Source organism: Arthrobacter sp. CAL618 (assembly GCF_000468215.1).
Classification (GTDB): Bacteria; Actinomycetota; Actinomycetes; order Actinomycetales; family Micrococcaceae; genus Arthrobacter_D.
Genome location: NZ_ASZW01000099.1, coordinates 17,531 through 31,403, shown reverse-complemented (window position 1 = coordinate 31,403; position 13,873 = coordinate 17,531). Strand labels below are relative to the sequence as shown.

The 13,873-nt window shown below is 63.1% G+C and carries 16 protein-coding genes; 13 read left to right on the top strand and 3 right to left on the bottom strand.

What is annotated here, in order from left to right; translation table 11 throughout:
• Positions 1-34 precede the first annotated feature (34 nt).
• Both K728_RS20080 and K728_RS0106570 read right to left on the bottom strand, forming a co-directional pair.
• Positions 35-427, bottom strand: a complete 393-nt coding sequence (locus K728_RS20080) for a YtxH domain-containing protein (RefSeq protein ID WP_024476248.1) — start codon at positions 425-427, stop codon at positions 35-37.
• A 120-nt stretch (positions 428-547) separates the two neighbouring features.
• Positions 548-1,747 carry a PucR family transcriptional regulator gene (locus tag K728_RS0106570; protein WP_019483320.1) on the bottom strand — a complete coding sequence of 400 codons (1,200 nt, stop codon included), beginning with the start codon at positions 1,745-1,747 and terminating at the stop codon, positions 548-550.
• A 97-nt stretch (positions 1,748-1,844) separates the two neighbouring features.
• Here K728_RS0106570 and K728_RS0106565 point away from each other — a divergent pair, with 97 nt between their 5' ends.
• The 8 genes from K728_RS0106565 (at position 1,845) to K728_RS0106530 (ending at position 7,112) form a co-directional block, all read left to right on the top strand.
• Positions 1,845-2,927: a ferredoxin reductase gene (locus K728_RS0106565; protein ID WP_019483319.1), complete on the top strand. Its 1,083-nt coding sequence runs from the start codon at positions 1,845-1,847 to the stop codon at positions 2,925-2,927.
• Between the two features lie 13 nt (positions 2,928-2,940).
• Positions 2,941-4,125, top strand: coding sequence for a fatty acid desaturase family protein (locus K728_RS0106560; RefSeq protein ID WP_019483318.1), 1,185 nt, complete (start codon positions 2,941-2,943; stop codon positions 4,123-4,125).
• 109 nt (positions 4,126-4,234) lie between these two features.
• Positions 4,235-4,765: a hypothetical protein gene (locus K728_RS0106555; RefSeq protein WP_019483317.1), complete on the top strand. Its 531-nt coding sequence runs from the start codon at positions 4,235-4,237 to the stop codon at positions 4,763-4,765.
• Between the two features lie 82 nt (positions 4,766-4,847).
• Positions 4,848-5,348: an Asp23/Gls24 family envelope stress response protein gene (locus K728_RS0106550; RefSeq protein ID WP_019483316.1), complete on the top strand. Its 501-nt coding sequence runs from the start codon at positions 4,848-4,850 to the stop codon at positions 5,346-5,348.
• Between the two features lie 9 nt (positions 5,349-5,357).
• On the top strand, positions 5,358-5,549 hold the full coding sequence (locus K728_RS0106545) for a DUF2273 domain-containing protein (protein ID WP_019483315.1): 192 nt from the start codon (positions 5,358-5,360) through the stop codon (positions 5,547-5,549).
• Entirely contained in the window at positions 5,546-5,911 is a 366-nt protein-coding gene (locus K728_RS0106540) for a hypothetical protein (RefSeq protein ID WP_019483314.1), read from the top strand. The genes K728_RS0106545 and K728_RS0106540 overlap by 4 nt, the downstream gene beginning before the upstream one ends.
• Entirely contained in the window at positions 5,908-6,495 is a 588-nt protein-coding gene (locus tag K728_RS0106535; protein WP_019483313.1) for a DUF6286 domain-containing protein, read from the top strand. The genes K728_RS0106540 and K728_RS0106535 overlap by 4 nt, the downstream gene beginning before the upstream one ends.
• The gene (locus K728_RS0106530; protein ID WP_019483312.1) at positions 6,492-7,112 is read left to right on the top strand and encodes a hypothetical protein; all 621 of its coding nucleotides are present in this window, start codon (positions 6,492-6,494) and stop codon (positions 7,110-7,112) included. Before K728_RS0106535 ends, K728_RS0106530 begins: the two co-directional genes overlap by 4 nt.
• Before the next feature lie 3 nt (positions 7,113-7,115).
• Here K728_RS0106530 and K728_RS0106525 read toward each other — a convergent pair whose 3' ends face one another.
• Positions 7,116-8,843, bottom strand: coding sequence for a glycoside hydrolase family 13 protein (locus K728_RS0106525; protein WP_019483311.1), 1,728 nt, complete (start codon positions 8,841-8,843; stop codon positions 7,116-7,118).
• A gap of 189 nt (positions 8,844-9,032) precedes the next feature.
• Here K728_RS0106525 and K728_RS0106520 point away from each other — a divergent pair, with 189 nt between their 5' ends.
• The 5 genes from K728_RS0106520 to K728_RS0106500 form a co-directional block, all read left to right on the top strand.
• Entirely contained in the window at positions 9,033-10,394 is a 1,362-nt protein-coding gene (locus K728_RS0106520; protein WP_024476247.1) for an ABC transporter substrate-binding protein, read from the top strand.
• A gap of 138 nt (positions 10,395-10,532) precedes the next feature.
• Positions 10,533-11,498, top strand: a complete 966-nt coding sequence (locus K728_RS0106515; protein ID WP_019483309.1) for a carbohydrate ABC transporter permease — start codon at positions 10,533-10,535, stop codon at positions 11,496-11,498.
• Entirely contained in the window at positions 11,495-12,457 is a 963-nt protein-coding gene (locus K728_RS0106510; RefSeq protein WP_019483308.1) for a carbohydrate ABC transporter permease, read from the top strand. Before K728_RS0106515 ends, K728_RS0106510 begins: the two co-directional genes overlap by 4 nt.
• Positions 12,458-12,461: 4 nt before the next feature.
• Positions 12,462-13,484 carry a LacI family DNA-binding transcriptional regulator gene (locus K728_RS0106505; RefSeq protein WP_019483307.1) on the top strand — a complete coding sequence of 341 codons (1,023 nt, stop codon included), beginning with the start codon at positions 12,462-12,464 and terminating at the stop codon, positions 13,482-13,484.
• 97 nt (positions 13,485-13,581) lie between these two features.
• Positions 13,582-13,873, top strand: a 292-nt coding sequence (locus tag K728_RS0106500; protein WP_026041151.1) for an alanine--tRNA ligase-related protein, incomplete at its 3' end; no start/stop codon positions are given.

Here is a 13,873-nt window from a genome sequence, read left to right as displayed (position 1 = left end):
GGGCATTCGGGTAACTACCCCAAACGGGAGCTACCTAGACGGTGTCCGGGCGGGTGTCATCGTCCTGGTTCTGGAACGGCGTGTCCTCAACCTTGGCGGGGTTGCCCCCGCTGGGGCCGGTGGACGCTGAACCGGTGGACGCTGAACCTGTGGAGGTTCCCTTGGCGTCATCGGCCTTGTCGCTGCGGTGCAGTGCACCGGAGACCGACTCCTTGGCCTTCTTGACGGCGCCGCCAGCCTGCTCCTGCACCTCGGGCATCTTGTGCTTCAAGGTGGAAGCGGTGTCAGCAACAGTCTCCTGCACCTTCGGGTTGTTCCACAGTTCGTCAGCTTTGGTCTTCAGCTTGTCGTAGCTGTCCCTACCGGCACGCGAGCCGAGCACATAGCCGGCGGCCATGCCTGCTGCGAATACAAGTTTGTTCTTCATGATGGTGCTCCTGTCTGATCGTTCTAAGTTCTTATTGGCTGGATGAACCGTCTGGTGTGTTCGACCCAACCAATCTTCTAAGCAACCTTAGTTTATTCGAGGTGGATCCGATAGGCCGTGTCAACGCCGCCCGGCATGGAGGGCTAGCTGGAGTTCGAATCGGATCTGGGGATTCTCCAGGTCGTCACCGAAAGCCTCGCGAAGCTGAATGAGCCGGTAGCCAACCGTCTGCGGATGAATTTCCAGTTCGGCGGCAATGGGTGCCCGCTGCCCCCAATGCTTCAACCAGGATTGGAGAGTCTCCACGAGTCGCTCCCGCTGGGCCGGCCGCAACCCGTCCAGCGGCGCCAGCCGACGCTGGGCCAGCTCGGTGATTGCTGTGGGTTCGGCGCCAAGAATGACCTGTGCCAGATGCTCGTCGGCCCAGATGGGAGGATCCTCGGGCCCTTCACGTGGTGGGAACACTGTGGCGGCCAGAACTGCCAACCGCAACGAGTCGGGGACCCGTTCCCAGCCGGAGGCCGGCCCCACTGCTGCCGACCGTCCCTGTAGTGCCTTCGATAGCTGGCGGCGGGCCGTTGGGGTGTCGCGGGTGGGGACCAGGACCACCGCGTCTGTTTCCCGTTCCACCAACAGGGAACCGGGGTCGAGCTGGCGGCGCAGCCCCGCGGCCCGGTCAAGGGGCAGCGTGACCACGGTCATCTGTGCTGGCAAAGCCCAATCAGCCATCGATGCCGCCTGCCGCAGCGCCGCCTCGTCTGCCTGCCCGAGCAGTAGCAGTTCCAACAGCTCGGTCCTGCGCCGATCGACTGCCCCGGCACGCTCGGACTGCTCATACGCATACGCCTCGGCGCTCACCGCCGAAAGCTCGTCAATGTAGGCCAGGATTGACTCACCAAGGTTCACCACCACCTCAAGGCCCAGATCCTGCTTCATTGAGATCCGCGACATCTCACGGAAGGTCACCCGGGCACCCATCCGGTAGGCGCTCAGCAGGGCATCCATGCTGCGACCCTGCCGGAATTCCCCGCTCCCCAGCCCTGCTACCAGCTGCCTACTCTCCTCGGACAGGGCGGGCAGCCTGGTCCCCGGCAGCTGCAGGAAGCGCTCAAGAGCTACCGCGACCCCGCGCCGTAAGCCCCGACCGAACCGACCCTCAATGGGCCTCGCATAAGTCGGAACCAGTTGCGGCACAGCCTCAATGATCGCTTCGACGACGCCCGGCATCAGGGGACGCAGCAGTGCGCTGATCTCTTCGGGTAGGGCAAGCCAGGGTGGCTCCAACGCAAGACTCGCAGCGCCGGGTGTGGTGGAACTCATGCAATGCCTCGAGGATTGTTTCGACGGGATAGTTTCCTTGGCATAATCGTATGTCCTGCTAGGAGAACTACGGCGACCGTTATTCTAGACTTGAAGGATGATTCGGCTCCGTCAGCTTGCCCGCGCCGCATCCGTTCTGATCACTCCTCTCGCCCCTGAAGACGTACTAGCCCTCTTCAACCCGGTGTACTCGAGCCGTCAGCTGCGCGGTGTGGTTACTAAAGTCGTGTCCGAAACGCCCGATTCGGTCACCATCCACTTTCATCCCGGGTGGGGTTGGAAAGCGCACCAGGCTGGCCAGTGGGCTCGGATCGGTGTGGAACTGGATGGCGTTCGCCACTGGCGCTCCTATTCGCTAAGTGCCGCCGCAGGCGCGGATCCCGCAATTACGGTGACCGACGCCGGCGCAGTCTCGGGGGTCCTGGTACGCAATACCAAGCCGGGCGATGTCCTGTTCCTCGCTCCACCGCAGGGCGAATTTGTCCTCCCTGAACATCCCCGCCCGCTGCTCATGCTTACCGCCGGTAGCGGGATCACTCCAGTGATGTCGATGGTCCGGACCCTGGTGCCACGACGCCCGGACGCCGACGTCGTCCTGATCCACTCGGCGAGGACGCCGAAGGACAGTCTGTTCCTGGAAGAGCTGAACGAGCTGGCCGACCAGTTCTCCAATTTCCGGGTAACCCACCTGTTCACGGCGGAGCGAGGCAGGCTGGACTTTGGATCCGACGCCGAGCTGGAAGAGTTGTGCTCAGACTGGCGTGAACGTGCAGCCTATGCCTGCGGTCCTGAGGAGTTCCTCGATGACGCGGAGGCGCTGTGGGCGTCCCAACCCACGCTGTCTGCGGGCCAGGAGGCCTCGGAGGGAAGTACGCTCACCATCGAGCGGTTCAGCACCAATCTTGCCGGCGGTGAGGGGCACGACGGCGGATTGGTTCAGTTTGAGGCGTCCGACCGCGAGGTTGAAGCCGATGGCGATACACCCCTGCTCGACGTCGGCGAGGACGCTGGCGTGCTGATGCCCAGCGGATGCCGGATGGGCATTTGCCATAGTTGTCTTACCCCGTTGCGAGCCGGTCAGGTCCGCGATCTCCGCACGGGGGAAGTTCATGGGGAACCCGGCCAATTAATTCAGACGTGTGTTTCGGCAGCAGCCGGACCCGTCAATCTGGACCTTTAAGGAGCACCACCGTATGACGACACTGACCGAACGCACTGAGACGAAGCCCGTAGTGACCCGGCCCGGGGCGCTCGCTGCAACCGGGCATCCGCTGGTGAGGCCGCCAGCAGCAGCGCATCTGTCCGATGAACAGATTGCGGAGCTGGGACGCGAGCTCGATGCAGTCCGCGACGAGGTGCTCGCCAAGCGTGGAGCCACCGACGCCGCTTACATCCGGCGGGTCATCAAGGTTCAGCGCGGCCTGGAAATTGCGGGCCGTGCTTCCCTGTTGGTGGGCCGCAACAAGGCGGCGTGGGTGGCAGGCACAGCTATGCTCAGTGTCGCCAAGATCCTTGAAAACATGGAAATTGGGCACAACGTGCTCCATGGCCAGTGGGACTGGATGAGGGATCCTGACATTCACTCCACCACCTGGGAGTGGGACTTCGTGACTCCTGCCAGGTCCTGGCAGCACACCCACAATGACCTGCACCACCGTTGGACCAACGTGGTGGGCAAGGACCGGGACGTCGGCTACAACCTGCTGCGCATGGATGCCGATCAGCCGTGGACCCCCTTCAACCTGGGCAACCCGCTCTATAACGCGATCCTGGCGCCAGTCTTCGAGTGGGGAATTGCTCTCTACGACCTGGAAATCCCCGAGTACAAAGAGGGCCTGAAGTCCAAGGAGGACATGTCGAGGGACCTCAAGGCGGTTGGCGTCAAAGCGGTAAAGCAATTCACCAAGGATTACGCTGCTACGCCCGCTGTTGCGATGTTGACTGGTTCCGGAAAGCAGGCGCTCTACGGTACGCTCGCCGCCAATGCGATCCGCAACGTCTGGGCGCACGCGGTGATCTTCTGTGGACACTTCCCCGAGGGCACCGACACGTTCACCGAGGAAATGGTTGAAGGCGAAACCCGCGGCGACTGGTACGTCCGCCAAATGATCGGTTCGGCCAACATCTCTGGCTCCAAGTTCATGCACCTGATGACCGGCAACCTGTCGCACCAGGTGGAGCATCACTGCTTCCCCGACCTGCCATCGAACCGCTACGCCGAAGTTGCTGTGAAGGTGAAGGAAATCTGCAACCGCTACGGATTGCCCTACACCACCGGGCCCCTGCCAAAGCAGGTTGCGTCAACCTGGGCGAAGGTCTTCAAGCTGGCACTTCCCGAAAAGGGACGGTTCTCGCTGCGTCAGAAGGTTACTGCCTAACGTTTGGTGAGCTACCGCTCAGAAGGCGCCCCGGTCGAGGAGAAGACCGGGGCGCTCGTGCGTTAAGTAACATGTCAGTGGGAATTCAAATGAATCGGGAGATGCCTGGGTGTTGGGATCGCGTGTCACAGTTGCTGCCGTGTGCGCGCTTGCCTTCTCGCTCACCGGTTGTGGTGACTCCGGCCCTGAGCCGAAAGGCACCGCGATTGAACTTCCCGACCTCACCACTGACCCACCCACCGACGAACCCTCCGCTCCGGCTGAGGATTCCCTCGCCGAAACCGCCGACCCGGAGAGTTCTCCCGGCTCCTCATCACCTGACAACTCAGGGGACAGCGGATCCGTGGGCACCAGCATGAAGGACTGCGTCATTGTGGCCGCCGGGGTTTCCTCGATCCTGCTGGCGCCGTTGAGCTTCATGGGATCTTCGGATGATGAAACGGTCGAACGGCTCCACAACCAGATCGACGATGTGCGGTCAATGGTTCCCCCGGAGCTGGCTGACGATTTCGACCGGCTGCAGGAGGTCGTCACGGCCAGTACCGAAAATGGGGGGAGTTTCGACGAAGCCTCCTACCGGGAGGCCGTGGCACCCGTTGAGCAGTGGCTGCACGAGCATTGCAACAAGCCCGTTCAGTAGTCGCCGTCGACGGGGGCCCCCTGGCAGTGCCTTCCAGGGCAGGTACCCGTTAGGCTGGGCTCAACGAAAGGGTGCAACGCCGATGGATGAGAACAGGACACCACCACCCAGCCACCGACCGGCTGAGCCGCTTCCCGGCGTCGCTGACGGGCCGCTCCCGCGGGAGACCGGGACCACCGTCAGCACGGTTGATGCGACGGGTGGGAAAACTACCATTGCCGACCCTGCGGTCGCCAAGGTCGCCGCCATTACTGCCGGGAAAGTTCCGGGTGTTTTCAGCCTCGGAACCGGGGCCGGTAGGGCGCTAGGCGCGATCCGCGACGCCGTCGGCGGCAACGACCTGAGCCAGGGTGTGCAGGTGGAGGTAGGGGAGACCCAGGTAGCGGTGGACGTTGTCCTGGTGGCTGAGTACGGTTACCCCCTCACCACCGTCGCCGATCAGGTGAGGTCGGCTGTCTATCAGGGGGTCCAGGAACTGGTGGGGCTGCAGGTTATCGAAGTGAACGTGGAGATCACCGATGTCCACGTACCCGGCCTCAATGACCCCAAAACCCCCGACAAACCCCGCCCCGCAGCTAGTTAGGCCATCACTATGACCCCCACCGTAGTCGGTATGGCGCTTGGCGCCGTCCTCGCATTCACTGCCCTGACCTTCGGGTTTTGGGGATTCCTCCTCATGGCCCTCTTCGTCGCAGTGGGCGCGCTGCTGGGTCGGGTTGCCGAGGGCAAAGTGGACCTGGCCAGCGTCCGCGACGCCCTCACGGGCCGACGCTCCTCCTCGTGAGCGCGGCACCACCGGGTCTCGCGGGGCACAACCGGATCAGCACTCAGGCGCTCACCAGTACCGCGCGGGCGGTTGCTGCCGACGTCTTCGGTGTTCCAGCCCAGCAGATCCGCGCGAGCTGGTCCGACGACCAGGGGCTGCTGGCCCTGCGCCTCGCGCTTCCCATCGGCGTCCCGTCCCTCACCCGTACGCTCCAGGATCCATCCCTGGTCACCGGGGTGGGTGGATCGATCTGGGACCGCACGCACGCGGCGAAAGCTCTCGTGCTGCAACAGGTAGCCCAGCTCAGTGGTTCACGGCTGAGTCGGGTCGACATCAGAATCACCGGCATCATGGCGGCTGAGGGGGGACGTGCCAGGTGAATGAACGCACTGCCCAGCTGACCCGCAAGGTGGTCCGCCGTGAACTGCATTCATCGCGCGCGCTACCAGCGGTCGCCGTCGCCATCCTGATCTCAGTCATCTGCCTGTACGTGATGTTCGAGGCTGCGCTGAAGGCAACCGGCCAGAATGCCTGGCTGGTCAGCCCGGAGCAGGTGGCAGCGTGGCTGGGGGACCTGCCCGACAATGTCCAGCTGGCCCCGTTGGTGGGCGCCGGGTTGCTGATGTTCCTGATTGGCCTCCTGTGCTTTCTTAGCGCCGTTCTGCCGGGGCGCCTGGCGCGCCATGCCATTCCCAACCAGCGCACCGGGATCGTGGTCGATGCTGAAGTGCTCGCCTCGGCCCTGGCCCGCCGCGCGCGGGTGGCCGCCGGGGTGACCCCGGATCAGGTGATGGTCACCGTGGGGCGTCGGGCCGTCGATGTTCAGGTGCGTCCGACGTCGGGCGTGCCGGTCGACGTCGAACGCATCCGTAGCGTCGTCGAGGACGAACTGCGGCTGACATCCGTCGCGCCGGTCCCGGCGGTGCGGGTAGCCGTCGCGCCTTCAGGGGTGATTGGCCAGTGAACCAGACACCACGGATCCTCAATCGGTTGTTACTGGGTCTCATCGGCGCCCTCCTGATGGCTGCGGGAGTGGCAACGACTCTGTTGATGTTCCCGGCGGCAGCCCGCTGGTGGCGATCGGTTGCTGCCGATCTCGGCGAGGGAATCGACGGGTTGCTGCGGCAGACCACGCTCGACGGACAACGGGATAGCTGGCTCTGGATAGTGCTGGCGCTCGTCATGCTGCTGATTGTGGCGTGCATGGTCGGTTGGATCGCCGCGCAGGGGCGTGGGCGCTCCGGAACATTGGCCCAGGATGACAGCCATGCGGATGCCAGCGGGCAGGCTGCCGGTCGGGTGATAATCAACGGGTCGGTCGCGGAGCAGGCGCTGAAGGCAGCCCTGCAGGAGCGCGGGGATCTCGTGAATGCAGCGGTCACCACCTACGTGTTCGATGGGGAACCGGCCTTGAGAATCAGGGTCTTCCCACGATCGGGGGTATCTCCGCACGAGGTGGCGACCGAGGTCACTGACCTGGTCAGAGCCCTCGACCTGCTGGTGGGACGCCAGACGCCGGTGCTGATCAGTATCAGCGCCGGCGCCCGGACCCGTTTCACCCGGACGGAGCGGGTGCGCTAACCATCAGGAACTGAGCGGCACCAACCACACGGACGCGTTGGTGGTGAGGCGCCCGCCGTCGACCGCTGACCCGTCACTGGCCAGGATCACCCGGTGGTCATTGGGCAACTCGATCGTCGCGGCCCCCATGTTGGCAAGCACCAGGACAACCCCGTTGCGGTAGGAGAGGACACCCTCCTGCGGGCTGTTCAGCGGAGTCCATTCCAGGTTCCCACGACCCAGCTCATGGCTGCGGCGCAGGCCCAGTGCATCGCGGTACAGCTCGTAGGTGGAGCCCGAGACATCTACCTGGGTGTCGGCCGCGTAGCCGGCGAAGCTTGTCGGTTGCGGGAGCCAGGGGGCGGCGCCCGGCGCGCTCACGGCGTCGTACATTCCGAATCCGAAGCCGGGAGCCTCCGCAAGCCAGGGCAGGGGAACCCGGCAGCCATCGCGGCCGATCTCCGTGCCGTTGGTCCGGGCGAAGGTCGGGTCCTCGCGGACGCCGTCGGGAAGGGTCGTGTGCTCGGGAAGCCCGAGCTCGTCCCCCTGATAAATGTAGGCGGAACCGGGTAGGCCCAGCATTACCAGCGCGGCCGCCCGGCCGCGGGAGAGCCCCAACGCCTCGTCAGGCTGCTCGTGGTCAGTTCCGAGACCCTTGGGGAACTGGGTAGGGTCCTCCAGGCCGAACCGGCTGGTGTGGCGGACCGTGTCGTGGTTGGACATCACCCAGGTGCTTGGCGCTCCCACCTTCCCCGCCTCGGTCAGCGATTCGGTGATGCTCTCCGTCAACTGGGCAGCATCCCAGCCCGCCAGCAGGAAATCAAAGTTGAACGCCTGCTGCATTTCATCGTGACGGACATAGCGGAACAGCCGTTCCGCAGGTTCCACCCAAGCTTCGGCAACCAGCATCCGATCGCCGTCGTACTGCGCCAGGACCCTGTTCCACTCACGGTAAATCTCGTGCACGCCCGGCTGATCGAAATAGGGCGGGGTTTGATTGAGATCTGCATCGGATTTATCCGAGTTCCCGCCGTCGATCATCTGGGTTTGCTCCGCCCAGTCCGGCAGACCTTCGGCCTTGACCATGCCGTGAGCGACGTCGATGCGGAAGCCGTCCACCCCGCGGTCCAGCCAAAACCGCAGCACAGACACCATTTCCGCGCGCACCTCAGGGTTGTCCCAGTTGAGGTCCGGCTGCTTGGTGTCGAACAGGTGCAGGTACCACTGACCGTCCTCCAGCCTCGTCCAGGCGTTGCCACCGAAGATGGACTGCCAGTTGTTGGGCGGCAGTTCCCCGTGGGCGCCCTTGCCGTCCCGGAAGATGTACCGGTCGCGTTCCGGCGAATCGAGGGCCGCATGCTTGGCGGATTTGAACCATTCGTGTTCGTCGGAGGTGTGGTTCGGGACCAGGTCCACAATCACCTTCATGCCGGACTCGTGGGCTTCAGCGAGCATTGAGTCGAAGTCGGCCAGGGTGCCAAACAGCGGGTCAACGTCGCGGTAATCGGCGACGTCGTATCCGGCGTCCGCCTGCGGGGAGACATAGAACGGTGAGAGCCAGATGGCATCCACTCCGAGCTTCCGTAGATAGGGGAGCCGACTCCTGACACCCGGCAGGTCCCCCATGCCATCAGCATTGCCGTCCGCGAAGGAGCGGGGATAGATCTGGTAGATCACCGCGTCCGCCCACCACGGGCTGAGGGTTGTTGGAGTATCGGTCGAGCGGCTGACTGCAGGTGCAGAGGCGGTCATTGACTCTCCTTGGAGAAATCGGGAGTGGGGGAAAGGGATGCTGAGGTGCACGTCACGATTTGGTATCAAACACTGTGACATCTGGCACAAGTATTGTCCTGTAATACGTAAGCGCTTACATTCATTTTACCAAACGCTGAGGCGGGGCGGGTTTTGCAGGCTGCCACCGCCAGACAAAGGAGTCTATTCATGGCGACATTTCGCACAAAGAAAACGCTGCTGCCAATCGCGGCACTGAGCGTACTGACACTGGGCCTCTCCGCATGCGGCAGCGGGTCCGGGGACGACGGCGGCGGCGGCGGAGGCGGCGACGAGCCCGCAGCCGACTGTGCGTCCTACGAGAGCTACGGCACCTTCGAGGACGCCGAGGTCAGCGTCTACTCCACCATTGTGGACACTGAGGCAGAACTACTCGAAAATTCCTGGGCAGACTTTTCCGAGTGCACTGGGGTTGAAGTGGTGTACGAGGGTTCGAAGGAGTTCGAGACACAGATTGGGGTCCGCTCGCAGGCAGGAAACCCCCCAGACATCGCGATCTTCCCACAGCCTGGCCTGCTGGCTGCCGAAGTCGCGGGCGGCAATGTCCTGCCCGCACCGGCCGAGGTCGAGGCGCTGGTTGATGAGAACTGGACCGAGGACTGGAAGGGATATGGCACGGTCGACGACGTCTTCTATGGTGCGCCGATGCTCGCCAATATCAAGGGTTACGTCTGGTATGACCCAACGGTGTTCACGGACATGGGCTGGGAAGTCCCTGAGACCCTCGACGACATGATGACACTCACCGAGGACATCGCGGCCGACGGCACCATGAAACCGTGGTGTGCTGGTTTCGAATCCGGCGAAGCCACGGGTTGGCCCGGGACCGATTGGGTGGAGGACTACGTGCTGCGCCAGGCAGGTCCGGAGGTTTACGACCAGTGGGTGAACCATGAGATCCCCTTCAACGATCCGCAAATCGCTGAAGCCTTCGACGCGGTGGGGGAGATCCTGAAGAACGAGGAATACGTCAACGGGGGAATTGGAGATGTGCGGTCGATCCTTTCCACCCCGTTCGCTGATGCAGGGCAGCCAGTTCTCGACGGAACTTGCGCTATGCACCACCAGGCATCGTTCCAGGCTGCCAACTGGCCCGAAGGCACCGAGGTATCCGAAGACGGCGACGTGTGGGCGTTCATGACACCGGGCGTTGAGGCTGGTGGCGGAGCAATCACCGGTGGTGGCGAAATCATCGCTGCCTATGCCGACCGTGAAGAGGTTGTCGCCTTTCAGTCGTTCATGGCCAGCGGCGAGTTTGCCAATGCCAGGGTGTCCCAGGGCAGCGGAATCAGTGCCAACCTGGCACTTGACCCATCGGTTGCAACGTCCGACCTGGATCGTCAATCCATCGAACTGCTGCAAAACGAGGACACCGTCTTCCGCTTTGACGCATCCGACCTGATGCCGGGCGCTGTTGGTGCCAACTCCTTCTGGAGCGGCATCGTGGAGTGGATCAACGGTTCGGAGACCGAGGAGGTCCTCGACACCATCGAAAGCTCCTGGCCGCAGTAGTTCAAGAGCGAGGCCGGCGTTCCTTCGTCAAGGAGGAACGCCGGACTTGTCCTGACATTTTCCGCACCGTACTCGCTACCGTGTCGTTCGCAAAAGCGCATTCTGCGTCACCCTTTATCGCACCAAGGAGGCTGCGCAATGGAGGATCTTGGCAATAAGTTCCTGCAGGTGGTGGTGGCTCTGGCCATTTTCGCCGCCATTATCGGATTAATCATGCTCATCGTTGACCGGGCACCCAAGTCGTTCCGGGATAAAGCGACAGTCATTGGTTTCCTCGCCCCGGCAGCGATCCTGCTTGTCGTCGGGATGATCTGGCCTGCTGTCCAGACGTCCCTGCTGGCTTTTACCGACCGTGATGGCAACCTCAACGGTATCGAGAACTTCGTGTGGATGTTCACTGAACCCACCGCACTGATTACTCTGCGCAACACTGTGCTCTGGGTCATCCTGGTGCCACTTCTGGCATCCGGTATTGGGCTGGTGTACGCCGTCTTCATCGACAAAGCCAAGGGCGAGCGCACCCTGAAAGCACTGGTCTTCATGCCAATGGCCATTTCAATGGTGGGCGCCGGCGTCATCTGGCGATTCGTGTACGCCTACAAGGGTCCGGAGCAGGAGCAAATCGGTCTGCTGAACCAGATCCTGGTTTGGTTTGGTGGCGAACCTCAGCAGTTCCTCCTCGACGCGCCCGGCAACACCTTTTTCATGATCGCTGTGATGGTCTGGATCCAGGTTGGCTTTGCGATGGTGATCCTCTCGGCCGCCATCAAGGGCATTCCCATGGAGATTGTTGAGGCGGCCAGGCTGGATGGCGCGTCAGCGTGGCAACAGTTCCGTGACATCACCATTCCCTCCATTCGAGGAGCGCTGGTCGTGGTGGTCACCACTATTACCATCATCACTTTGAAGGTCTTCGACATTGTCCGCACCATGACCGCGGGTAACTACGACACCTCGGTAATCGCCAACGAAATGTACACCCAGGCATTCAGGGCCAATGAACCCGGTCGCGGCGCGGCGCTGGCACTCGTTCTGTTCCTCATGGTGCTCCCGGTGGTCGTATACAACGCACGCGTACTCAAGCAGCAGAGGCAGATCCGATGAGCTCGACGCCGACTATTCCCCCAGTTCCCGCATCAGCCCAGCCCGGGGAAACCCCGGCCGGTGCGCAGCCGCCCATCACCCGCCGGGTTAAGCAGAAGCTCACTTCCCGGGGTGCAACCATCGCGGCGATCATCATTGCTACCGTGTGGACTATCCCCACCCTGGGCCTCCTGATTTCCTCCTTCAGACCTGAGGAGAACATCCAGCGCAACGGCTGGTGGAACGTGTTCGGGGATCGCGAGCTCACGGCCGATAACTACGTGGATGTGCTGGTATCCGGAGGGAGCCAGTCGCCGAACCTTGGCCAGTACTTCGTGAACTCGCTGGCAATCGTCATTCCCGCCACAATCATCCCGCTCGTGATCGCCGCCATGGCGGCTTACATGTTCGCCTGGGGAAAGTTCAGGGGGAAAGACACGATGTTCGTGTTCATTTTCGCCCTCCAGATCATTCCCCTCCAGATGGCGCTGATACCGCTCCTGAGCCTGTTCGTGAACCTTCAGATCGGTGATTTCCAGTTACTGCCGTCAGGATCCTACGCCCAACTGTGGATCGCGCACTCAATTTTCGCCCTCCCCCTCGCCATCTTCCTGCTCCATAACTTCATAGCTGAGATACCCGGTGAAGTCATCGAAGCGGCCCGGGTGGACGGCGCGGGTCACGCCACCATCTTCTGGCGCATCATCATCCCGCTGTCAGTTCCGGCACTCGCCTCCTACGCCATCTTCCAGTTCCTGTGGGTCTGGAATGACCTGCTGGTCGCGCTGGTCTTCTCCGGTGGCACGCCCGACGTCGCCCCCATCACCCAGCGGTTGGCGGAACTCACCGGCACGCGCGGCGGCGAATGGCACAGGCTCACCGCTGGTGCCTTCGTGTCGATGATCGTTCCGCTGCTGGTCTTCTTCGGCCTACAGCGCTACTTTGTTCGCGGTCTGCTGGCGGGCGGCCTTAAGGGATGAACCGATGACCAGCATTGACGACGTCGCAAAATCCCTTGGCGTCTCAACGGCGACCGTTTCCCGGGCGCTCCGCGGGCTGCCCGGAGTGTCCGCCAGCACCCGGTTGCGGGTGCAATGTGCCGCAGAGGAGCTCGGCTACGTGCCGTCGTCGTCGGCGTCGGGTCTGGCGTCCGGCCGGACCATGGCGATGGGAGTGCTGCTGCCGCAGATTGAACGCTGGTATTTCTCGGCGGTGCTGGAGGGGGTGGATCGCCAGCTCCGTGCAGCCGGATATGACCTGGTGGTGTTCAGCCTGGGCGGGTCGGGGGTCAACCGGCAACGGGTGTTCCACCGGTCCATCCTGCGCAAACGCATCGATGCGCTCCTCGTGATGTGCATGGAGCTGACGGATGATGAACTCCGATCGCTGCAAGCCCTGGATTCGCCCACCATCGTGGTGGGCGGATCCGTCCGGGGAGTCCGTCATGTGGGAATTGACGACGACGCCGCGGCCCGGGACGCCGTCGAGCATCTAATTGCCCTGGGGCACACTGACATTGCACACCTGCGGGGCGGCGGGTCATTTGGTATCGAGTTCGAGGTGCCCCGCATCCGTGAGGAGGCGTATCTTTCCACGATGGCCCGGCATGGGCTGCCCGTCCGACCGGAGTGGTCAGTGTTCGGGGACTTCCGTTTCAAACGTGGAAAGGCGGCGGCGCTAACCCTCCTGCAGGATCCGGCTGATCGGCCAACGGCAGTGTTTTGCTCCTCGGACGAGATGGCCTTCGGCGTGATCAGTGCAGCCGCCGATCTAGGGATCAGCATCCCCGGGCAGCTTTCGGTGGTGGGAATCGACGACCATGAATTCGCGGACCCGCTGAGCCTGACGACCATCCGGCAAAGCCCCGAGGAGCAGGGGGCGTATGCGGCTGATCTCCTGCTTGCCGAGCTCGAGGGGGGCGTGCCCGTTGCCGCCCCGGCACCCCGTCCGCACGAGCTGATCATCAGGACGTCAACCGGGCCGCCGCGCTACCTGTCCGCTAGGTGACTACCCCGCCCACTGAATCAAGCTTTCGCTGGGCAGATACGTAACGCTCCACTGGATGGTGCGATTCGGTGGGCAACCGGGTAGATAGAATCGGCGGATGGCTACCGAACTGATGTACCTGAACGACTTCGATGTGTTGACCGGCGCCGCACGCGTGCAGTCGGTCAGCGTCGACGACGACGGCCGCACCGACGTCGTCCTGGACCGGACCTGCTTCTACCCCCGCGGTGGTGGCCAGGACTGGGATACCGGCGCGATCAGGGGAGCCGCCGGGGAGTTCGCGGTGGAGGAGGTCCGGTTGGACCCCGAAGGTATGGTCCACCACCTCGGAAACGGGCCAATCGCCGTCGGGGACGAAGTGTCGCTGGCGGTCGACACGACCAGGCGGG

What these genes read in the sequence shown, in the direction of transcription:
- K728_RS20080 (WP_024476248.1), bottom strand. Translation starts at nt 427, where the DNA reads ATGAAGAACAAACTTGTATTCGCAGCAGGCATGGCCGCCGGCTATGTG.
- K728_RS0106570 (WP_019483320.1), bottom strand. Translation starts at nt 1,747, where the DNA reads ATGAGTTCCACCACACCCGGCGCTGCGAGTCTTGCGTTGGAGCCACCC.
- K728_RS0106565 (WP_019483319.1), top strand. Translation starts at nt 1,845, where the DNA reads ATGATTCGGCTCCGTCAGCTTGCCCGCGCCGCATCCGTTCTGATCACT.
- K728_RS0106560 (WP_019483318.1), top strand. Translation starts at nt 2,941, where the DNA reads ATGACGACACTGACCGAACGCACTGAGACGAAGCCCGTAGTGACCCGG.
- K728_RS0106550 (WP_019483316.1), top strand. Translation starts at nt 4,848, where the DNA reads ATGGATGAGAACAGGACACCACCACCCAGCCACCGACCGGCTGAGCCG.
- K728_RS0106545 (WP_019483315.1), top strand. Translation starts at nt 5,358, where the DNA reads ATGACCCCCACCGTAGTCGGTATGGCGCTTGGCGCCGTCCTCGCATTC.
- K728_RS0106525 (WP_019483311.1), bottom strand. Translation starts at nt 8,843, where the DNA reads ATGACCGCCTCTGCACCTGCAGTCAGCCGCTCGACCGATACTCCAACA.
- K728_RS0106520 (WP_024476247.1), top strand. Translation starts at nt 9,033, where the DNA reads ATGGCGACATTTCGCACAAAGAAAACGCTGCTGCCAATCGCGGCACTG.
- K728_RS0106515 (WP_019483309.1), top strand. Translation starts at nt 10,533, where the DNA reads ATGGAGGATCTTGGCAATAAGTTCCTGCAGGTGGTGGTGGCTCTGGCC.
- K728_RS0106510 (WP_019483308.1), top strand. Translation starts at nt 11,495, where the DNA reads ATGAGCTCGACGCCGACTATTCCCCCAGTTCCCGCATCAGCCCAGCCC.
- K728_RS0106505 (WP_019483307.1), top strand. Translation starts at nt 12,462, where the DNA reads ATGACCAGCATTGACGACGTCGCAAAATCCCTTGGCGTCTCAACGGCG.